The sequence below is a fragment of the Albimonas sp. genome, from assembly GCF_055129145.1.
Genome location: NZ_JBSRTQ010000042.1, coordinates 1 through 19,492, shown reverse-complemented (window position 1 = coordinate 19,492; position 19,492 = coordinate 1). Strand labels below are relative to the sequence as shown.

Annotated in this window: 21 protein-coding genes and 1 pseudogene; 13 read left to right on the top strand and 9 right to left on the bottom strand. The window is 72.7% G+C overall.

The genetic code is table 11. The annotated features are described in order from the left end of the window. Positions 1-9: 9 nt before the first annotated feature. The 4 genes from ACTB72_RS09085 to ACTB72_RS09070 form a co-directional block, all read right to left on the bottom strand. Positions 10-1,131 (bottom strand): acyl-CoA dehydrogenase family protein, encoded by a 1,122-nt coding sequence (locus ACTB72_RS09085; protein ID WP_463036669.1) that lies wholly within the window; start codon positions 1,129-1,131, stop codon positions 10-12. Positions 1,132-1,145: 14 nt separating this feature from the next. Then, positions 1,146-2,351, bottom strand: a complete 1,206-nt coding sequence (locus ACTB72_RS09080) for an acyl-CoA dehydrogenase family protein (RefSeq protein ID WP_463036668.1) — start codon at positions 2,349-2,351, stop codon at positions 1,146-1,148. 11 nt (positions 2,352-2,362) lie between these two features. Then, entirely contained in the window at positions 2,363-3,100 is a 738-nt protein-coding gene (locus ACTB72_RS09075; RefSeq protein WP_463036667.1) for an enoyl-CoA hydratase/isomerase family protein, read from the bottom strand. A 155-nt stretch (positions 3,101-3,255) separates the two neighbouring features. Continuing rightward, on the bottom strand, positions 3,256-3,909 hold the full coding sequence (locus ACTB72_RS09070) for a TetR/AcrR family transcriptional regulator (RefSeq protein ID WP_463036666.1): 654 nt from the start codon (positions 3,907-3,909) through the stop codon (positions 3,256-3,258). A gap of 88 nt (positions 3,910-3,997) precedes the next feature. Here ACTB72_RS09070 and ACTB72_RS09065 point away from each other — a divergent pair, with 88 nt between their 5' ends. From ACTB72_RS09065 to ACTB72_RS09055, 3 genes are read left to right on the top strand one after another with little or no spacing between them, the layout of a single operon-like run. Further along, the gene (locus ACTB72_RS09065; protein ID WP_463036665.1) at positions 3,998-6,385 is read left to right on the top strand and encodes a CaiB/BaiF CoA-transferase family protein; all 2,388 of its coding nucleotides are present in this window, start codon (positions 3,998-4,000) and stop codon (positions 6,383-6,385) included. A 16-nt stretch (positions 6,386-6,401) separates the two neighbouring features. After that, the gene (locus ACTB72_RS09060; protein ID WP_463036664.1) at positions 6,402-7,202 is read left to right on the top strand and encodes a crotonase/enoyl-CoA hydratase family protein; all 801 of its coding nucleotides are present in this window, start codon (positions 6,402-6,404) and stop codon (positions 7,200-7,202) included. A gap of 13 nt (positions 7,203-7,215) precedes the next feature. Continuing rightward, entirely contained in the window at positions 7,216-8,733 is a 1,518-nt protein-coding gene (locus ACTB72_RS09055) for an acetyl-CoA acetyltransferase (RefSeq protein WP_463036663.1), read from the top strand. A 139-nt stretch (positions 8,734-8,872) separates the two neighbouring features. Here ACTB72_RS09055 and ACTB72_RS09050 read toward each other — a convergent pair whose 3' ends face one another. The 3 genes from ACTB72_RS09050 to ACTB72_RS09040 form a co-directional block, all read right to left on the bottom strand. Then, positions 8,873-9,811, bottom strand: a complete 939-nt coding sequence (locus ACTB72_RS09050) for a pirin family protein (protein WP_463036662.1) — start codon at positions 9,809-9,811, stop codon at positions 8,873-8,875. Between the two features lie 126 nt (positions 9,812-9,937). Further along, entirely contained in the window at positions 9,938-10,618 is a 681-nt protein-coding gene (locus ACTB72_RS09045; protein ID WP_463036661.1) for a polyamine aminopropyltransferase, read from the bottom strand. 15 nt (positions 10,619-10,633) lie between these two features. Then, entirely contained in the window at positions 10,634-12,346 is a 1,713-nt protein-coding gene (locus tag ACTB72_RS09040) for a DEAD/DEAH box helicase (RefSeq protein ID WP_463036660.1), read from the bottom strand. Between the two features lie 647 nt (positions 12,347-12,993). Between ACTB72_RS09040 and ACTB72_RS09035 the strand changes: the two genes are divergently transcribed. The 8 genes and pseudogenes from ACTB72_RS09035 to ACTB72_RS09000 all read left to right on the top strand — a co-directional run bounded on the left by ACTB72_RS09035 (position 12,994) and on the right by ACTB72_RS09000 (position 16,655). Next, on the top strand, positions 12,994-13,530 hold the full coding sequence (locus ACTB72_RS09035; protein ID WP_463036680.1) for a LacI family DNA-binding transcriptional regulator: 537 nt from the start codon (positions 12,994-12,996) through the stop codon (positions 13,528-13,530). Continuing rightward, a complete protein-coding gene (locus ACTB72_RS09030; RefSeq protein ID WP_463036659.1) occupies positions 13,418-13,774 on the top strand; it encodes a substrate-binding domain-containing protein in 357 nt (118 codons plus the stop codon). The genes ACTB72_RS09035 and ACTB72_RS09030 overlap by 113 nt, the downstream gene beginning before the upstream one ends. 125 nt (positions 13,775-13,899) lie before the next feature. Further along, positions 13,900-14,337: pseudogene (locus tag ACTB72_RS09025) on the top strand (ABC transporter permease subunit); the annotation flags it as partial. A gap of 73 nt (positions 14,338-14,410) precedes the next feature. Continuing rightward, positions 14,411-15,163 carry an ABC transporter permease gene (locus ACTB72_RS09020; RefSeq protein ID WP_463036658.1) on the top strand — a complete coding sequence of 251 codons (753 nt, stop codon included), beginning with the start codon at positions 14,411-14,413 and terminating at the stop codon, positions 15,161-15,163. Beyond that, entirely contained in the window at positions 15,156-15,320 is a 165-nt protein-coding gene (locus ACTB72_RS09015) for a hypothetical protein (protein ID WP_463036657.1), read from the top strand. Before ACTB72_RS09020 ends, ACTB72_RS09015 begins: the two co-directional genes overlap by 8 nt. Next, positions 15,296-15,757, top strand: a complete 462-nt coding sequence (locus ACTB72_RS09010) for an ATP-binding cassette domain-containing protein (RefSeq protein WP_463036656.1) — start codon at positions 15,296-15,298, stop codon at positions 15,755-15,757. Before ACTB72_RS09015 ends, ACTB72_RS09010 begins: the two co-directional genes overlap by 25 nt. Further along, the gene (locus tag ACTB72_RS09005; protein ID WP_463036655.1) at positions 15,757-16,290 is read left to right on the top strand and encodes a nucleoside hydrolase; all 534 of its coding nucleotides are present in this window, start codon (positions 15,757-15,759) and stop codon (positions 16,288-16,290) included. Before ACTB72_RS09010 ends, ACTB72_RS09005 begins: the two co-directional genes overlap by 1 nt. Continuing rightward, the gene (locus ACTB72_RS09000) at positions 16,233-16,655 is read left to right on the top strand and encodes a nucleoside hydrolase (RefSeq protein ID WP_463036679.1); all 423 of its coding nucleotides are present in this window, start codon (positions 16,233-16,235) and stop codon (positions 16,653-16,655) included. The genes ACTB72_RS09005 and ACTB72_RS09000 overlap by 58 nt, the downstream gene beginning before the upstream one ends. 181 nt (positions 16,656-16,836) lie before the next feature. On the opposite strand, the gene ACTB72_RS08995 is transcribed toward ACTB72_RS09000, so the two are convergent. Both ACTB72_RS08995 and ACTB72_RS08990 read right to left on the bottom strand, forming a co-directional pair. After that, entirely contained in the window at positions 16,837-17,331 is a 495-nt protein-coding gene (locus ACTB72_RS08995) for a M20/M25/M40 family metallo-hydrolase (RefSeq protein WP_463036654.1), read from the bottom strand. Next, positions 17,265-17,888 carry a M20/M25/M40 family metallo-hydrolase gene (locus ACTB72_RS08990; protein ID WP_463036653.1) on the bottom strand — a complete coding sequence of 208 codons (624 nt, stop codon included), beginning with the start codon at positions 17,886-17,888 and terminating at the stop codon, positions 17,265-17,267. The genes ACTB72_RS08995 and ACTB72_RS08990 overlap by 67 nt, the downstream gene beginning before the upstream one ends. 152 nt (positions 17,889-18,040) lie before the next feature. Between ACTB72_RS08990 and ACTB72_RS08985 the strand changes: the two genes are divergently transcribed. Together ACTB72_RS08985 and ACTB72_RS08980 are read left to right on the top strand one after the other, a co-directional pair. Then, positions 18,041-18,760 carry a phosphoribosyltransferase gene (locus tag ACTB72_RS08985; protein ID WP_463036652.1) on the top strand — a complete coding sequence of 240 codons (720 nt, stop codon included), beginning with the start codon at positions 18,041-18,043 and terminating at the stop codon, positions 18,758-18,760. Further along, positions 18,757-19,492: PfkB family carbohydrate kinase (locus tag ACTB72_RS08980; RefSeq protein WP_463036651.1), on the top strand; the 736-nt coding region annotated here is incomplete at its 3' end. The genes ACTB72_RS08985 and ACTB72_RS08980, both read left to right, overlap by 4 nt.

The window sequence follows — 19,492 nt, the reverse complement described above, 5'->3', positions numbered from 1 at the left end:
CCCCCCCGTTCAGCCGGCGCCGATGGCCCGGAAATGCTGGCGGGAGGCGCCGAACATCGCGTCCATCGCCAGCAGGCGCTTGAAATAATGGCCGACGCTCAGCTCGTCGGTCATCCCCACCCCGCCATGGACCTGCACGGCGGATTCTCCCAGCTCCCGCCCCAGCCGTCCCACCTGCGCTTTCATCAGGCGGAGATCACGGGGCGCATGGCGCCCGGCCTCGACCATCGCCGCGGTGACGATCATCGTTGATCGCGCCTTCTGATAAGCCATCGCCATATCCGCGATCCGGTGGCGCAGCGCCTGAAAACTGCCGATGGCCACGCCGAACTGCTTTCGGTCGCCCGCATATTGCATGGTGATCTTGAGCAACGCCCCCATCGCCCCCACCGCATCGGCGCAGAGCGCGACGATGGTCTGGGTCAGCGCCGCATCGAGCAGATCGGCGCCCTTGCCCTCGTCCGCGAGGATGTCCGCGGCCGGAACCTTCACGTTCTCAAAGCGCACATTGGCCGCCCGGCGCCCGTCGATGGTCTCGTAGGGCTCGAGCGTGACCCCCGGCGCGTCCCGCGCGACCAGAGCAACCACCAGCCCCCCCCGGTCGCCGGGCGCGCCCGAGACGCGGGCCGACGCCACCAGATGCGACGCGGCCCCGGCCCCCAGCACGTAGCGCTTGGCGCCATCGAGGGTCAGGCCGTCCGGCCCTTGCGTGGCCTTCATCGCGACGCGGGCGGGTTCGGCGAGGCCGCGACCCTCCTCATGCGCGAAGGCGACGAGGGAGGCGCCCTCCATAAGCCCCGCCAGCAGCGCATCCGCCGCTTCGCCCGGCGCGCCGAAGGCGAGCGCCAGAGCGCCGGGCAGCGCCGGCAGCCAGGGCTCGACCACCAGCCGCGCGCCCATCACCTCGGCCACCGCCGCCACGTCCACCGCCGTGCCGCCGAGCCCGCCGCGGGCCTCCGGGATGGCCAGCGCCAGCAGCCCCATCTCCGACAGCTCCGCCCAGATCCGGGCGTCATGGCCCGGACCGGAGGCGACGATGGCCTTGCGCCTTTCAAAATCGTAATTCTTCTCCAGGTACTTGCCGAGGCTGTCGCGCAGCATCACCTGCTCGTCGGTGAAGGTCAGATCCATGTCGTGCGTTCCCTTCAGCCGGCCATGACCGTGCGCGCGATCAGATCGCGCTGGATCTCGTTCGATCCCGCATAGATCGAGGCGGCGCGGGTGTTGAGGTAATAGGGCATGGCGATCATCTCGAACCCGGTGCCGAGCGGCCCGCGGTTGCCCGCGACCGTGAGCGCTTCGAGCTGCCGGGGCAGGCCTTCCAGCCCCGCGACCTCCATCATCATCGCCGACATCGCCTGCGAGACCTCCGAGGACATGGTCTTCATCATCGAGGGATAGGCCGGATCGCGCGCCGGCTCCCCCCCGCCCTGGGCGTGCTGGTAGTGGAAATCGAGCGAGGCGATGTCGCCCTCCAGCATCCCCAGCCGTTCGAGGAAGGCCGGATCCTCGAGCATCGTCGCCCCGAACCCGTCATCGGCCCGCGCCGCCGCTTCGCGCAGGGCCGCGAGCTTGCGCCGCATCGAGGGTCCCGGCGCCAGGCCGCCGCGCTCGTATTTCAGCAGGTGTTTCGCCACCGACCAGCCGTCGTTCTCCGCGCCGACCCGGTTCGCCTTCGGCACGCGCACGGCATCGAAAAACACCTCGCACTGCTCCGGGAACCCATCCAGCCCGATGGTCTTCTTCACCGTCAGGCCGGGCAGATCCATCGAGTCGAGCAGCAGGAACGTGATCCCCTCCTGCTTCTTGCCCGCCGTCGAGGTCCGCACCAGCATGAACATGCGGTTGGCATGATGGGCGTAAGTGGTCCAGATCTTCTGGCCCGTGATCAGGTAATCGTCGCCATCCGCGACCGCCATGCAGCGGAGCGAGGCGAGATCCGACCCCGAATTCGGCTCCGAATAGCCCTGGCACCAGAAGTCCTCGCCCGAGAGGATGCCGGGCAGGTATTTCGCCTTCTGCTCGGCCGTGCCGAGATCGATCAGCAGCGGCCCGATCATCTTGAGGTTATGCGGCAGCAAGGGCGGCAGGCCCCGCGCGGCGCATTCGGCCCCGAACACGTCGTTCTGCTCCGGCGACCAGCCCGAGCCGCCGTATGCCACCGGCCAGTTCGGCGCGGCCCAGCCCTGGCGGGCGAGAATGCCCTGCCAGCGCATCGCCTGCTCGAACGGCGCGAAGACGCTGGTGGTCTTGGCCCCGGCCTCGACCAGGTCGGGGGTGACGTTGGCGTCGAGGAAGGCGATCACCTCCTCGCGGAAGGCGTCGAGCGCCTCGCCCTTCTCCAGGTTCATGGCGTGTCCTCTCAGCGCTTGGCGAAGGCGGCGATGCGGTCGGCGGAATCCGGGCCGCGGCCTTCGGACTTTTCCCACTCGTGGCGCAGACCGTCATCCAGCGCCATGCCGTCGGTGGCGTCCAGCAGCCGCTTGGCGGCGGACTGGGCGAAAACGGCGTTGCCGAGAATCCTGCGGGCCAGCGCCTCGATCTCCGCGTCGAAATCGGCGGCGGGGACGACGCATTCCGCCAGACCGATGCGCAGGGCCTCGTCGGCCTTGATGGTGTCCGCGGTGAACATCATCCGCTTGGCGGTGGCGACGCCGACCCGGCGCGGCAGGCGCTGGCTCATGCCCCAGATCGGGGTCAGCGACCACTTGCCGTGGGTGTCGCCGAACTTCGCGTCATCGGCGGCGAGGATGAAATCCGCGGCCAGCGCCACCTCCAGCGCCCCGGTGTAGCAATGGCCATGCACCGCGGCGATCACGGGTTTCGGCAGGGTCTCGAGCATCCGCAGCGTCTCGGACTGCCAGCCCGGCGGCGGCGTTTCGCCCCCTGCGGCGATCCCACCGAGGTCGTTTCCGGCCGAAAAGCATCGCCCGGCGCCGCGCAGCACCACGCAGCGGATGGAGTCATCCATCGCCAACGCCTCGATATGAGCGCGCAGCTCCCGGAACAGCGGCAGGGTCAGCGCGTTCAGTTTTTCGGGGCGGTTGAGGGTGAGGGTGGCGAGGCCGTCGCGGTCGTCCCGCAGCACCAGCCCGGTCATGCCGCGCCTGCAAGCATGGAGAAAGTCGGCGCCGAGGCGCGCGTGATATTCGGGGTCACCCTGTCCTCCCAGACATGTTTGCGCATCCGCTTTACGGACGTTCTCCGTCCACAATGATGCAGGGAGGGGCCGAGCGCAATGTCCGACACAACGTGTCAGCGGGGGGAGAAGGCCCGGATCAGCAGCTCCACCAGATGTTCGGTGAACTGCGCGACCTCGGCCACGCTCATCTCCTGCGGGGTCGCGTCGATCCGGGCGAAGCGCGACGTCGTCGGGCCCACCACCATCAGCACCGCGAGGTCGAGGTCCACGTCCCGCGCGAGCTCGCCCCGGTCCCGCGCCCGGTGGAAGATCTTGCGCATCCGCCGCGCGGCGACCGCCTGGAACGGGGCGACCACGTCGCGGAATTCGGGGTGGCGCAGCGCGTCGACCTGGCTGTTCATCACGATCCCGGCCCGCCGGTCGCCATGGCGCTGCATGGAGAGCGCCACCCAGGCGGCAAGGTCGCCGCGCAGCGACCCCGTGTCGATGTCCTTCATCGGCTCCCAGCGCAGGTCGAACGTGTCGCGCAGGAGCGCCTGCTTGGTCGGCCAGCGCGCGTAGATCGCCGCCTTGCCGACCCCGGCGAGCCGGGCGATCCGCTCGATGGAAAACCCCGCCCAGCCGGCCTCCGCGTAAAGCGTCATGGCGGCGTCGTGCACCCGCCCCTCCAGCGTCGGGTCGCGGGGGCGGCCGGGAGGCTTGCGGTCGGGCTCCGGGGCCTCCTGCGTCGACGCGGCGGCGGCGAAGGACGGATCAGGCTCTTGCATGGCGCCTCCGCGCGGTTATTTTGGACGAAACACGTCCGTTACTGGGATCCTCTGCGGACCAGATAGCGGCAGGGAGGGAGTTGGAGCAATGACAAGCCGCCCGGATGCGCCGCTGGCGGGGGCCGACCTGCCGCTGGCGGGGATCGAGGTCCTGGACCTGGTCGCCGGCCCGATGGCCGCCATCGGCCGCACGCTGGCCGAGCTGGGGGCTGCCGTCACCCGGATCGAGCCGCCCGCCGGCGCCTGGGATCGGCCAGACGACGACCGGGCGGCGGAACTGGACTTCACCGCGCTCAACGCCGGCAAGGGCTGTGCGGTGATCGCCCTGCCCGGGGATGCGCCCCGGCTCGACGCCATGCTGGCGCGCGCCCATCTGGCGCTGGTCGACATCGGCCCCCGCGCGGCCTTCCCGCTGGACCCGGCCGAGCTTCGCGCCCGTTTCCCCGGCCTGGTGGTCATGACGGTCGGCGACTTCGGCCTCGCCGGCGGGCGGAGCGGCTGGCAGGCCACCGACCCGGTGCTGCACGCGATGTCGAGCGGACTGTCGCGCTCCGGCCTCTCGGGCCGCGACCCGCTGATACCGCCGGGCCGCATCGCGGCCGGGGCGGCGGCCGCGCAGGGGGCATTTGTGGCGCTTGCCGCGCTGCTGGAGCGGATGCGGACCGGCGCCGGCGTCCATCTCGACTTCTCCACGCTCGACGGCGCCATCCAGGCGCTCGACCCGCCCTACGCGACCGCCGGCGCCGCGTCCTCCGGCGGCCCGCCCGAGGACGCGCCCCGCGGCCGCCCTTCCCGCGGCGTGTTCTACCCCATCGTGCCCTGCGCAGACGGGCGCGTGCGGATCTGCGTGCTGTCGCCCAAGCAGTGGCAGGGGCTTTTCACCTGGATGGGCTCGCCTGAGGAATTCGCCGACCCGAAGTTCAACCTGACGCGGGAACGCTACGCCTCCGCCCGTCTGGTCGAGGCCATCGGCGACTTCATGGCCCCCCAGACCCGCGCGGTGCTGGAAGCGGAGGGCGCCGCCCGCGGCGTCGCCGTCGGCGCGCTCCTGAGCCTCGAGGAGATGCTGGACAGCGACCACGGCCGGGCGCGCGAGGCCGAGACGACGGTGGAAACCCCCTTCGGCGGAACCGCCGCGCTGCCCAACGGCGTGCTGGTCATCGACGGCCGCCGCGCCGGGCCGGCGGGGGGCGCGCCTGCGCTGGCGGACATCGCGGCGCCGGCCGTCGCCGACACGTTCCCGGCCCCCCAAAAATCCCCGGCGGCGCGGCCGCTGGAGGGGCTGCGGGTGCTCGATCTCGGCGTCATCGTTGTCGGCTCGGACCAGGGGCGGCTGCTCGCCGATCTGGGCGCCGATGTGGTGAAGGTGGAGGCGAAGGCGTTTCCCGACGGCTCCCGCGCCGCCTTCGCGGGCGAAAAGATGACCATCAGCTTCGCCTCCGCCCACCGCAACAAGCGCAGCCTCGGGCTGAACCTGCGGGCGGCGGAGGGGCGGGACCTGTTCCTGCGCCTCGCCGCGGGGGCCGACGTGGTGCTCTCGAATTTCAAGCCGGGGGTGATGGAGAAGCTGGGTCTCGGCCCCGCGGCGCTGGCGGGCGCCAATCCGGGGATCGTGTCGGTCGACAGCTCCGCCTTCGGCGCGACCGGGCCGTGGTCGGGGCGGATGGGCTACGGGCCGCTGGTGCGGGCGAATGCCGGGCTGACCGGGAAATGGCGCTACGCGGACGACCCCGACGGGTTTTCGGATGCGCTGACCATCTATCCCGACCACGTCGCCGCCCGCGTCGGCGCGACGGGCGCGCTGGCGCTGCTGGTGCGGCGGCTCAGGACCGGGCGGGGCGGCGCCGTCTCGGTCAGCCAGGCCGAGGTGATGTTCTCGCATCTCGCCGCCGACATCGCCCGCCTGCGCGCAGGCCTGCCGCATGAGGGGCCCGAGGCCGCCCCCGGCGCCCCCTGGGGGGTGTTTCCAACCGCCGGCGACGACGACTGGTGCGCGGTGACGGTGCGCGACGACGCGGACTGGTCCGCGCTCTGCGGCGTGATCGGGCGGGATCCGGCGGCCGACGGGCTCGCCCACGCCGCCGCCCGCCGTGCGAACCGGGAGGCGGCCGAGGCCCCGCTGCGCGCTTGGCTCGCCGCACGGCCCGCGGCGGAGGCCATGGAAACGTTGCAAGCCGCCAGCGTCCCCGCCGGCGCCATGGCAAGGGTGAACGAGCTGCCCGCCGACCCGCATCTCATCGCCCGCCGCCATTTCCGGACCGGAACCCACCCGTTCCTGCCCGCCCCCTACACGGTCGAAAACGCCCCGGTCCTCTCCGACCGCTGGCCCGACCCCGCCTCCGGCCCCTCCCCCCAGGCCGGCGAACATACCCGAGAGGTCGCCGCCCAATGGCTCGGCCTCTCGCCCACCGAGATCGAGCGGCTCGTCGCCGAAGACATTCTGGAAGCGCCCGCGGCCATGCCCGCCGTCGCCTGACCCGAAAGGAAACCCCATGGAACATGCCAACGAAGACGTCCTGGTCGAACGCCGCGGCCATATCATGCTGGTCACGCTCAACCGCCCCAAGGCCCGCAACGCGGTGAATGCGAAAGTGCATGTCGGCCTCGGCCTCGCGCTCGAAGACGCCGAAGCCGACCCCGAGATCCGCTGCGTGATCCTCACCGGCGCCGGCGACAAGGCGTTCTGCGCCGGCGCCGACCTCGTCGCCCTGTCGCGGGGCGAGAGCCTGCGGCCCGAGGATCCGACCCAGCTCGCCTGGGGCTTCGCGGGCTTCGTCTCCCACCCCATCGGCAAGCCGATCATCGCCGCGGTCAACGGGTTCGCGCTCGGCGGCGGATCCGAACTGGCGCTCGCCTCGGACATCGTGATCGCCGCCGACACCGCCGCCTTCGGCCTGCCCGAGGTCAAGCGGGGCATCTTCGCGGCCGCCGGCGGGGTCTTCCGGCTCGGCCAGCAGGTGCCCCGCAAGATCGCCATGGAGATGATCCTGACCGGCGAGCCGATCACGGCGGCGCGGGCGCTGGAGCTCGGCCTCGTCAACCAGGTGGTCCCTTTCGACGACCTGCTGGACGCGGCCTTCGCGATGGCCGAGAAGATCGCCGCCAACGCGCCGCTCTCGGTGCAGGCGTCCAAGCGCATCGCCATGGGGATGGACGGAAACGCCGTGCCCGCCGATGCCGAGCTGTGGGAACGCAGCGTGCGCGAGGGCGCCAAGGTCTTCGCCTCGCTCGACGCCAAGGAAGGCCCCAAAGCCTTCGCCGAGAAGCGCGCGCCCGTATGGCAGGCCAAATGAGGATCTGACGCGCATGACCATGACCGACCCCGAGCGCATTCCCGTCATCGTCGGCGTGGGCCAGATCAACGACCGGCCCGACGACCCCGATGACGGGCTCGACAGCCTCGGCCTGATGGCCGGCGCCCTGCTGACCGCCGACGACGACGCGGGCGGCGGCTGGCTGGACGCGCTGGACAGCCTGGCGGTGGTTTTTCAACTCTCCTGGCCGCAGGACGAGGACATGGCCGTCACGCTGGCCGAGCGGATGGACGTGCGGCCGGCGCACACCGTCACCACGCCCACCGCCTCGGGCGACGGCCCGATCCGCCTGTTGAACGAGGCCGCCAACCGCATCGGCGCCGGAGAGGCCAAGATCTGCGCCGTGGTCGGGGCGGAGGCGCTGCGCAACGCCGCCTATTTCACGAAGAAGGCCATCGCCGAAGGCCAGGCCCCCGCCTACAAATCGGTGGCCGAGGTCTCCGCCAGCCGCGCCACGCCGTTGCGCCGCCAGTATGGGCTGATGGCGCCCATCGACGTCTATCCGCTCTATGAAAACGCCACGCGGGCGGCCTGGGGCCAGACTCTGGCGCAGGCGCAGGCCGAGACCGGCGCGATCTGGTCCCGCTTCGCCGAGGTGGCGGAGGGCAACGAGGGCGCCTGGATCCGTCGCGGCGCCTCCGCCCGGCAGATCGTCACGCCAGGGCCGGACAACCGCCCCCTCGCCCATCCCTACACCAAGCTGATGGTGGCCAATTCCTCGGTCAACCAGGGGGCCGGGTTCATCGTGACCAGCCTCGCCGAAGCCCGCCGCCGCGGCGTCCCCGAGGCCCAGCTCGTCTATGTGGGCATGGGCGCGGCGGCGATGGAGACGCTCGATCCGCTGGAGCGGGACCGCTACGACCGTTCGACCTCCATGTCCCTGTCGCTGACCCGGGCGCTTGAGCTGAACCATGTGGCGCCCGAATCCCTCGACCATGTCGAGCTCTATTCCTGCTTCCCCTGCGTGCCCAAGATGGCGCGGCGCGTGATCGGCTGGCCGGAGGATCGCCCGGCCACCGTCTTCGGCGGGCTGACCTTCGGCGGCGGGCCCATCGGCAACTACATGTCCCATGCGGTGGTGGAGATGACCGAGCGGCTGCGGGGCGGCGAGGCCACCGGCCTGCTCTTCGCCAATGGCGGGATCGCCACCAAGAACCACTCGATCGTCCTTTCCGGCGCGCCGATCGAGGCCGCGTCCTTCCCGCAGGATTTCGACGTCCAGGCCGAGGCGGAAGCCGCCCGCGACCCGGTTCCGCCGCTGGCCGAAACCGCCCCCGGCCCGGCGCGGCTGGAGACCTACACGGTCTTCTACGACCGCGCCGGCGCGCCCCGCTTCGGGGTGGTGGTGGCGATCTCGGAACAGGGCGGCCAGCGCACGCTCGCCAAGGTCCTGCCCGAGGACGAAGCGACCATCGCCTTCCTCACCGACGGCGAGGCCGAACCCGTGGGCTCGAAAGGCGTGATCGAGCCCGGCCCCGACGGCGACCAGATTTGGCGCCGGGCGGGCTGAACCCGCGGCCCCGCCGGTCGCATTGCGCGGCGGGCGGGGGCGACTCCTTGGCAACGCAGGATGGCGGGTTCGCACCCGCCCTACGCGGGGCGGCGACGTCAGGCAGGGCGGGCGCCAAACCGCCTTGCGCCGTCTCCGCCTAGCGCGCCGGGGCCGGGATGAACTCGGCGTCGTCGCCCGGCGGCAACCGGAAACGGCCATGGGCCCAGTCGCCCTCGCGCCAGGCCTGTTTCGCCGCCTCCAGCCGCTCCTTCGACGAGGCGACGAAGTTCCACCAGATGTAGCGCGGCCCCTCCAGCGTCTCGCCGCCCAGCAGCATCACCCGCGCGCCCTGGGGCCCCGCGGTCATCGAGATCCGGTCGCCGGGGCGGAACACCATCATCCGGCCCGCCGCATAGGGCTCTCCCGCCACGCTGACCTCGCCGTCGACCACATAGACCCCGCGGTCCTCATGCCCGTCGGGCAGCGGGATCGCGGCGCCGGGGGCCAGCACCGCGTCGGCGTAGAACATTTCGGAGGCGGTCTTGACCGGCGCGGTCTCGCCCCAGGCCGATCCGAGGACGATGCGCACGGTCTTCCCCTCCGCCTCCAGCTCGGGCAGCGCGTCGGCCGCGACATGCTCGAACTCGGCGGCGCGGTCCTCGTGATCCTTGGGCAGGGCCACCCAGGTCTGGATGCCGAAGAACGGCATCGGGTCGATCCAGGCCGCGTCGTCGGTCCGCTCGGAATGGGTGATGCCGTGGCCGGCGACCATCCAGTTGACCGCGCCGGGCTCGATCCACTGGTCAGTGCCCAAGGAGTCTCGGTGGTGCATCCGGCCGCGGAACAGATAGGAGATCGTCGCCAGCCCGATATGCGGATGCGGGCGCACGTCGAGGCCGCGGGTCGGCAGAAACTCCACCGGGCCCATCTGGTCGAAAAAGATGAAGGGCCCGACCATCTGCCGCCTGGGCGCGGGCAGCGCGCGGCGCACCTCGAACCCGCCGAGGTCGCGGGCGCGCGGCACGATCACGGTTTCGATGGCGTCGACCGCGTCGCCTTTCGGCAGATCGGGGTCGAGGGCGGGGTTCCAGCTCATCGCGCGCCTCCCGGGGCCTGAGCGGCGCAGGGGCGCGCCGCGGGGGGCATGGTCCCCCGAAGCGGCCGGGCCGGCAAGCGCCGCACCCCGAAACAGACCGTCGCGAAACGGACCGTCGCGAATGGATCAATCGCGCTGGCCGAGCCAGATGGTGTGCTTGGCGCCCTTGCCGTTGTTGCCGGCGCGCACGGTGATCGTCTCCACCGTGAAGCCCGCGCGCCCGACGCGCTTGCCGAACGGGCTGTCGGGAAACGCCGACCACACGGCCAGAATCCCGCCCGGCGCCAGCGCCGCATGGGCGGCGGCGAGCCCGACCTCGGAATAGAGGCGGTTGTTGCCGGGGCGGGTCAGCCCCTCCGGCCCGTTGTCGACATCGAGCAGGATGCCGTCCCACTCGCCCGAGGCCTCCCGGATGCAGGCGCCGACATCGGCCACCTTCACCTCGGCCCGCGGGTCGGCGAGGCTGTCGCCGAAGAGCGGCGCCATCGGCCCGCGGGCCCAGGCGACGATCTGGGGCACGATCTCCACCACCTGGAAGCGCGCGTCAGGCCCCGCATGAGCCTGAGCCGCGCGCAGGGTGAACCCCATGCCGAGCCCGCCGATCATCAGGCGGGGAGCGAGGTTCCCCGCCGCCGCCAGCCGGTCGATGACGAGGGTGGCCAAAGCCTCTTCCGACCCCGACTGGCGGGAGTTCATCAGCTCCGTCCCGCCGCCCAGCTTGATCGAGAACTCATGGCCGCGCTGCGCCAGGCGAAGCGTGTCTCCGCCGGGCGTGGTGGCGTTTCCCAGATGGACCCAGGGCAGCATTTCCTGCGCGCCCGATCAGTCGCGGTCGCGGGGCGGGCGGCGCTTCGGACCGCCGGGGCCGCCGGCGCCCCGCGGGGGCCGACGCTCGCCCGAAGACGGACGCGCGCCCCCCGAGAACCGCTCCGATCCGGCCGGGGGGCCGTCGGAGCGGCGGGCGCGCACGCCCTTCTCCATCAGCCCGTCCGGCCCCAGCGCCGCGACGAAATCGTCGGCCCGCGCGGCCGAGATCTGCACGTAGCTCTCGGTGTCGAGGATGCGGATGGCGCCGACGTCGTCGCGGCCGACCTTGCCGGCCTCGATCAGCATCGGCAGCAGCCAGCGCGGCTCCGCCCGCTGGGCGCGGCCGACCGACAACTCGAACCAGACGCTCGCCCCGAAGGGAGCGCGCGGCGCGCGCGGGGCGGAGGAGACGTTGGCGACGTCGATCAGCTCCTCCGGCGCGGCCATGCCGGCGCGCAGGCGGCGCAGCAGGGCGGCGGCGACCTGATCGGGGCCGTGCTTCTCCAGCAGGGCCTTGACCATCGCGCTCTCGTCCTCCGTCACCGGGTCGATCAGACCCGGGTCGGAGAGGATCCGCGCGTCGTCGTTGGTCAGGATCTCGGTCACGCCCGGAGGCGGCGCCCAGGTGGCCTGAACCCCGGCCTGCTGGATCAGGCTCTCGGCCCGGCGGCGGCCCTTGACCGGCACGATCAGCGCGCAGGTGCCCTTGCGCCCGGCCCGGCCGGTGCGGCCCGAGCGGTGCAGAAGCGTCTCGGCGTTGGTCGGAAGGTCCGCGTGGATCACCAGCTCGAGCCCCGGAAGGTCGATGCCGCGCGCCGCCACGTCGGTGGCGACGCAGACCCGCGCGCGGCCGTCGCGCATCGCCTGAAGGGCATGCGTCCGCTCGGTCTGGCTCAGTTCGCCCGACAGCGCCACCACCGGGAACCCCCGGTTGGCGAAGCGCGCGGTCAGGTGGCCGACGCCGGCGCGGGTGGCGCAGAACACCAGCGCGCTTTCGGCGTCATGCAGACGCAGCAGGTTGTAGACCGCGTTCTCCCGGTCCGACGGCGCGACCAGATAGGCGCGGTAGTCGATGTCGACATGCGGGGATTTCTCCTCCGCCGTCTGCACGCGGATGGCGTTGCGCTGGAACTTGCCGGCGAGCGCCGCGATGCCCCGCGGCACGGTGGCCGAGAACAGCAGCGTGCGGCGATCCTCGGGCGCGGAGCCGAGGATGAACTCCAGGTCCTCGCGGAAGCCGAGGTCGAGCATCTCGTCGGCTTCGTCCAGCACCACGGCGCGCAGCGAATTCATGTCGAGCGCGCGGCGCTCGATATGATCGCGCAGACGGCCGGGGGTGCCGACGATGATATGGGCGCCGCGGTCGAGCGCGCGACGCTCGGCCCGCGGGTCCATGCCGCCGACGCAGGACGCGAGCACGGCGCCGGCGGGGGCGTAGAGCCATTCCAGCTCGCGGTGCACCTGCAGGGCCAGTTCGCGGGTGGGCGCGACCACGAGGGCCACCGGGGCGCCGGCCCGGTCGAACCGGTCGGCGTCGCCCATCAGGGTGCGGGCGATGGCGAGCCCGAAGGCCACCGTCTTGCCCGAGCCGGTGCGCGCCGAGACCAGCGCGTCCCGCCCGGCCATGTCGGGTTCGAGCACCGCGCGCTGGACCGGGGTGAGGGCGTCGTAGCCGCGGGCCGCGAGGGCCTCGGCCAACGCCGGGGGAACGCCAAGGGAATCGATCATGTGTCGCTTTCGTGCCGGGGGCGGACGGCTCCCGTACGGAATCGTCTCGGGGCCCGCGAAGGCCCTGCTGCGGGACATGGCCGCTTGCGCGCCCGACCGCAACCCGCCTGAGGGCCGCGGGACGCCGCTTTGCGCGATTGAGGGGGGTTGGGGCGCGAAAAAACCGGGGAAGTGGGGGGCGATCACCGCGCGGGCGACGCCGAAGAGCGTTCGGTTTCCGGGGGATCGGCGGCTGGCCGCCCGCGTTTCGCGGCGTCGGCCGCCCCGCAGCGACGCCTTCGAACGAAAAGTCCTGATCTGCGTCAAGCTTTGCGAATCACGATCCGCACGGGGGACGAAACCGCGCCGCCACGGCGCGGAACGGCGCCCCGGCGACGAAACCGGCGCGCAGGCGCCGGACCTCGCGCGACGCGCCGATTCGGGCGACGTCGCCTGGGCCGACCCGGCGGGGCGTTCGGGCCGGCCTTCCCTTCGCGCCACGCCTCGCCGGCCCGCCCTCCCTTGGGTCAGCCCCGACGGCGTTCGACTTCCCCGACCGAGAGTTCGCAAATTCTCAATGGCTTAATCCGACCGCCAAGACGGCGGACCCGTCCGTGTTCGTCCATCCGCCGACCCCGATCCAGCAGAGCATCGCCGCGGAATTCGGCGTGTCCTCGGCCACCGCGTCCAACGCGCTGTCCGGCAAGGGCTGCGTGTCCGAGGCGATGGCCAGCCGGATCCGGACGCGCGCCGGCGTGATCGGCCTGGCGGCGCCGTCCCTCGCCACCCCGCTCATCCCCCAGATCGCCCAGGCGGTGGAGGCGACGGCGGCGCGCGAGGGCTTCGGCGAGCTGATCGCCGATGCCCATGGCAACGTCGACGCCCAGACCGCGGCCCTGCAACGGCGGGTCCAGCGCGGCGCCGACGGCATCATCGGGGCGCCACGCCGGGGCACGCGGGTGATCGAGCTCGACGTGCCGCTGGCGATGATCGACCCTCCCTCCAGCCCCGGCAACACCATGTCGGCCGACGTCCGGACGGGGGGAGACGCTGGCCGGCCATCTGCTCGCGCTCGGCCACCAAAGCTTCGCGATGGTGGGGAAAAGCCGCGATTCCTCGGTGCAGCGCGACCGGATCGGGGGCTTGCGCGGCGCGCTCGGCGCGGCCGCCCGGATCAAGACGATCTGGCTCGACGAAGCGCCTGAAACCGATTTCCCGGCCCTCGCCCGGTCCCGCGTCACCGCCTTCGCCGCCTCCTCGCACCTGCACGCGCCGCGCATCCTGACCGCCCTTCAGCGGGCGGGGATCGCGACGCCGCGCGAGGCGAGCGTGGCGGGGGTCGACGACCTCGCCTTCTCCGCCGCCGTCGCCCCGTCGCTGACCACCATGCCCAGGACGGCGACCGCATCGCGGGGGGCGAGTCCCCGGCCGAGGCCGGCGCCCCGATGAGCCTGATCGCGCGCGAATCCACCGCCCCCCCCCGCTCTCGTCCGCCCGCCCCCGACCGCCCGCCCCCCGACGCATCCCGACGGAGACCCTGACATGAAGGTCGCCCACCTGCGCGCAACCGCACGGTGTTCCGGCGGTCCCCGCAACTGGCGGCGGAGTTGGCCGTGGCGCTCGGCTACGCCGCCGCCTACGCGATCGTCTCCTTGACCGGCAAGACGCGGGGCCGGGCGTTCGGGCTGGCGATCCTGCCGCTGATGATCATCAGCCTCGTCTCGGCGATGGAGAACATGCCCAAGGACGTCGTCCCCGGCGCCCGCGTGCTGGGCGCGAACTGGGCGAAGGTGTTCTTCCGGGTGATCCCGCCCCTGACGCGCGAGGGCCTGACGATCCGCGGCACGCTGGTCTTCGCCGGCTCGTTCACCGCCTACATAACCCCCGCCACACTCGGAGGCTCCGAGGTGCTGATGCCGGAGACGCCGCCCTCTCAGCGCGTCGCGGTGGCCCACGACTTCGCGTCGGCCTCGGTCATCCCCATGATCCTGATCTTGATGAGCTTTTCGGCCAACCTGCTGCTCAGGCGCATGGCGGGGGCGCGGCGGGGGCGGACATCTGAGCGCGCGCTTCGCGACCTGGGCGGTGCTGGGGCTGGCGCTGCCGTTCCTTATCGGCCCGTTCTTCATCGTCATCGCCGCCGCCCTGTCGGCAGGCGAGACCCTCGCCTTTCCTCCGCAGGGCCTGAGCCTGAAATTGGGGGTCGAGGTCTTCGAGATCGAGAGCTTCCGCGCCTCCTTCGTCATGTCGATGTTCCTCGCGGCGTTCGGCACGCTGGCAGGGCTGGCGCCGGGGCTTCCGGCGGCCTACGGGCTCAACCGCGACAAGGTCCCGGGGGCGGAGGCGGTGCGGACCGTCGTCTCCGCCCCGATCATCGTGCCGGGCTTCATCGTGGGGCTGACGCTGCTGCGCTATCTGGCGGTCCCGACCGGGGCGGGGATCGGGCCGGCCTTGCGCCTCGCCCATACCGAGCTGATCTTGCCCCATGCGGTGCGGGTGGCGTCGGCCTCGCTCGAAAACCTGCGCACGCACATCGAGGAGGCCGCGGTGCTGCTGGGCTGCACCCGCGTCGGCGCCTTCCGCCGGGTGGTGCGGCCGAATATCCGCGGGGGCGTGCCGGCGGCCTTCATCCTGGGCTTCGTGACTTCTTTCAAACAGGCGCCGTTGTCGCTGTTGCCGTCCGGCTCCGGGGTCCGCACCCTGCCCGTCGACATGATCGCCTACCTGGAGATCAACTACGACCCCTCGGTCGCCGCGCTCTCGGCGCTGCTCGCCTTCATGTCGGTCGCCATCGTCTTCGCCGCCGGAAAATCCCTGGGATTTTCGAAATATGTCTGACGCTTACCTGACGCTCGAGGATCTGACGCTGGCCTATGGCGGGACGGTGGCGGCGGACCGGCTGAACCTGCGGGTCCGGTGGGGAAAGCTGATCGCGCTGCTGGGCCGTCGGGTTGCGGCAAGACCACGACGATGCGCTCGATCGCCGGCCTGCTGACGCCGAAATCGGGAACCATCCGGCTGGACGGCCGCGTCATCACCCGCGTCCGCGAAGTCGGGCGGGTGTTCCAGTCCTACGCGCTCTTTGCCCATCTGACCGTGTTCGAGAACGTGGCCTTCGGCCTGCGCCTTCGCCGCGAGCCCGACCTTGCGGCCAAGGTCGCCGCCCGCGCCCCCGCCGCGCTTTCAGGCGGCCAGGAGCAGCGGGCGGCCCTCGCTTGGCGCCCCGGCTGGGTGACGCTCGGATCCGGCCCCTGTTCGGGCGTGATCCGCGGCGCCGCCTTCGCCGGCGCGCATCGGGAATATGCGCTGGATACCCCGCTTGGCGTGGCGAAGGTGGAAATCCCGGCCTCGGCGCCGCCGCGCGCGCCCGGATCCGAGGTCGCCTTCGACCTGCCGCCCGCGCGCGCCGTGCGGCTGTCGAGGGCCGCGTGATGGGGGTCTGGGTCGACACCGACATGAGCGCCGACGACTTTTTCGCGCTGCGTCTGCTGGGCCGGCACGCGGAGATCGACGGCATTTCCCTGAGATTCGGCGTGGTCCCCCTGCCCCGCGTCCGCGCCGACGCCTCGGCCGCCGCCGCGGTCTTCGGCTGGCGCTTCCCGATCCATGCCGGCGCCGACCGCGCCGTGCTGGGCGGGGCCGAGACCGCCGAGCGCATCCTCGGCCACACCGGCATCCGCTCGCGCGGGCTGACCCTGCCTGAGGCGCCGGATAGCGTGCGGCCCGACGCCATCGGCGCGCTCGCCCGCTGGCTGGAGGGACGGGAAGGGGCGGAAATCCTCGCGCTCGGGCCGCTGACCAACCTCGCCGCGCTGGCGCTGACCCGACCTGCTGACCCGCCTCCAAAAAATCACCCGGATGGGGGGTCACGTCGGGCAACCACGCCGCGTCGGCCGAGTTCAACGCGCTGGCCGCCCCCGAGGCGCTGGTCATCCTCCTCGCTCGCGGCGCCCCCCTTCGCATGATCGACCTCGACGCCTGTCGCCGGGTGCAGGTCGGGGAGGACGATGTGACCGCGCTGCGCGCCTCCGCCTCCCCCCACGCGGCGCTGCTCGCCGGCCTGCTCGGCGGCGGTCTCGACATCGCGCGGGAGCGGGAGCGGGCGACCATGGCCCTCTATGACCCCGTCGTCGCCGCGGCCCATCTGCGCCCGGCCCCCTTCGACCTGGTCCCGGTGCGGCTGGAAGCGGAACTGACCGGCCTGCATATCCGCGGCCGCACGGTGGTGGAGCTCCGCCGCCCCGAAGCCCCTAACGCCGAGATCGCCGCGGGCCTCGACGCCGCCGCGGTCAAGACGCTCTGCCTCGCCGCGCTGGGGAATGACGGATGACCGGGCCTGATGACCTGAACGAGGCGAGCTGCGCGACCGCGCCGTCGCCGTCGCCCGTGGCGACGCCCCCTTCGACCTGCTGATCGCGGGCGGAACCGTCGCCGACATGGCGACCGAAGAGGTGCGCGCCGCGGATGTGGGCATCCTCGGCGCTGGAGGACGGGCTCTCGGGGCGAGGCGCTTAGGCAAGCCTCCTGCGCGCCGCTTCGGCCCAGAAGGCGACGCCGGCGGGGATGGCCGCGGCGCAGAAATCGTAGGCGGCGTTGTGATGCGGGGCGCCGTCCGCCGCCGGGCCATTTCCAAGCCAGACATAGGCCCCCGGCGCCTCGCCCACGAAGAAGGCGTTATCGTCGCCGGCGGGGGAGGGCGGGAGGGCGGTCCGCTCCCCGTCCGCGCAGACGCCCCGCGCGGCGGCCAGCGCCACCTCGGTCGCGTCGGGGGCGTTCACCACCGGCGGGATGCGGCGGATGAAGCGGCAGTCGGCCTCGATCCCGAACATCTCCGCCACGCCGCGGGCGCGCCGGCCGATCTCCCGCTCCAGCTGATCGCGGACCTCGTGCGCGCAGGCCCGCGCGGCGCCGCCGATCTCCACCACATCCGGGATCACGTTCAGCGCCGCCCGATCCCCCGCCCGCACCGAGCAGGCCGAGACGACGGAGGGCTGCAGCGGGTCCACCACCCGCCCCGGAACGTTCTGCAGCGCGGAAAGAAACGCCCCGTCGCGGTGATCGGATCGCGCCCCGGATGCGGTTTCGCGCCATGGGCGCCGACGCTCCCGAACGGGCAGAGCCACGAATCCGACGACGCGAGCTGCGGCCCCTCGACCACCGCCATCTCGACGGGCGCGAGGCAGGGCATGTTGCGCAACCCAAACGCCATGTCGCAGGGGAAGCGCTCGAAGAGCCCCTCTTCGACCATGCGCCTGGCGTCGCCGCGGCCCTCTTCGGCGGGCAGGAAGATGAAATGCACGACGCCCGGCGGCGGAGAGGCCGCCAGCGCCTCGGCGGCGCCGCGCAGCATGACCGGGCGCCCGTCATGCCCGCAGGCGCGCCTCCGCCCCGGCGCGGCGGAGGCCCAGGGCCGTGCGTCGCTCCCCACCGCCTCGGTCATCGCCGGCGCGTCCATGTCCGCGCGCAGCCCCACCGCCCGGTCGCCGCCCGGCGTGCGCAGGACGCCGGTCCCCGCGAGCCCCTCCGTCACCTCGAGGCCGAGGGCGCGCAGCCGCTCCGCCACGATGGCGACGGTGCGATGCGCCTCGAATCCCAGTTCGGGATGGGCGTGCAGGTCGCGGCGAAGCGCGACGAGGTCGAGCGCGGCCGGGGGAGTGGCTGGTCCATGCGCCCGATGCTAGACCCAGCCTGGCCGCTTGAGAAGGAGCCCCGAGGATGACCGAGACGCGCACCGCACCGGCCCCCCTTCACCCCCACGAGTTCTGGCAGGCGATCGAGCCCGCCGAGGCCGCCGCCCCCGCGCCGTGGTCCGAGCGTTATCCCGCCCGCCTGCCCGACGGCCGCGTCCTGCATCTGCCGATCCGGCCGTTGATGGGGACCGACCACGCCATCGCCTCGCTGATCCTCAACCAGGCGAGTTTTTCGGTGGAGGCGGCGCTGGCCGATGCGCTGGCCGAGCTGATCCGCCCCTACGCCCCCGACATCATCGCGGGCCTGCCGACGCTGGGCCTGCCGCTCGCCCGCGCGGTGGCGGAGCGGTTGGGCCACGCCCGCTACGCGCCCTTCGGGACCTCGCGGAAATTCTGGTACGATGACCGGCTGTCGGTCCCGCTCACGTCGATCACCTCTCCCGATGCGGCCAGGCGGCTCTATCTCGACCCCCGCCTGCTGCCGCTGGTCGAGGGCGGGCGGGTGGCGCTGATCGACGACGTGATCTCCACCGGGACCTCGATGTCCGCGGGACTGTCCCTGCTGGGGCAGGTCGGCGTGACCCCGGTGGCGGTCGGTTGCGCCATGCTGCAGACGGAGCGGTGGCGGGCGCGGATCGGCGGCGCCCATGCCGTCCCGCCCGAGGCCGTGACCGGCGTGTTCCGCACCCCGCTGCTGGCGCGCGACGGCGACGGATGGTCGCCCGCCGAGGAGGAGATCGCATGACCGCCCCGACCGAAGGCCCTGCGAACGACCCCGCCGAAACCCCCTCGAGGGGGGTCGTCACCGTGCTCGGCATCTTCGCCATGGACGCGATCTGCCGCGCCCCCCGCCTGCCCCGCCCCGGCGAGACCCTGCTGGCCGAGGGGTTCGCCTTGCGCCCCGGCGGCAAGGGCTCGAACCAGGCGGTCGGCGCGGCGCGGCTGGGGGCGGAGGCGCGGCTGATCACCCGCATCGGCCGCGATCCCGGGGCGGAGATGGCGCGGGCCACCTGGACGGCGAACGGGGTGACGGCCTACGCCTCGGTCTCCGACACCCAGCCCACCGGGGCGGCGGTGGTGTTCGTGCAGACCGGATCGGGCGAGAACGCCATCGCGGTGCATCCCGGCGCGGCCGGTGAACTGACGGCGGAGGCGGTCGAGGCCGCCGCCGCCGACGGCGCCTTCGCCGGGGCCGGCGCGTTCCTGACCCAGCTCGAACAACCGCTCGCCGCCGCGCGTCGCGGGCTGGAGCTGGCGCGCGACGCCGGGGCGCTCGCCATTCTCAACCCCGCGCCGGCCCCGGCCGCGGCCCTGCCCGACGACCTGCTGGCGCTCTGCGACTGGATCACCCCGAACCAGACCGAGGCGGCGATGCTCGCCGGCCTCCCCTCGGCCGGAACGGTCGAGGAGGCCGCCGCCGCGGCGCGCGCGCTGCGGGCGCGGGGCGCGCGCGGCGTGGTGGTGACGCTGGGCGCGG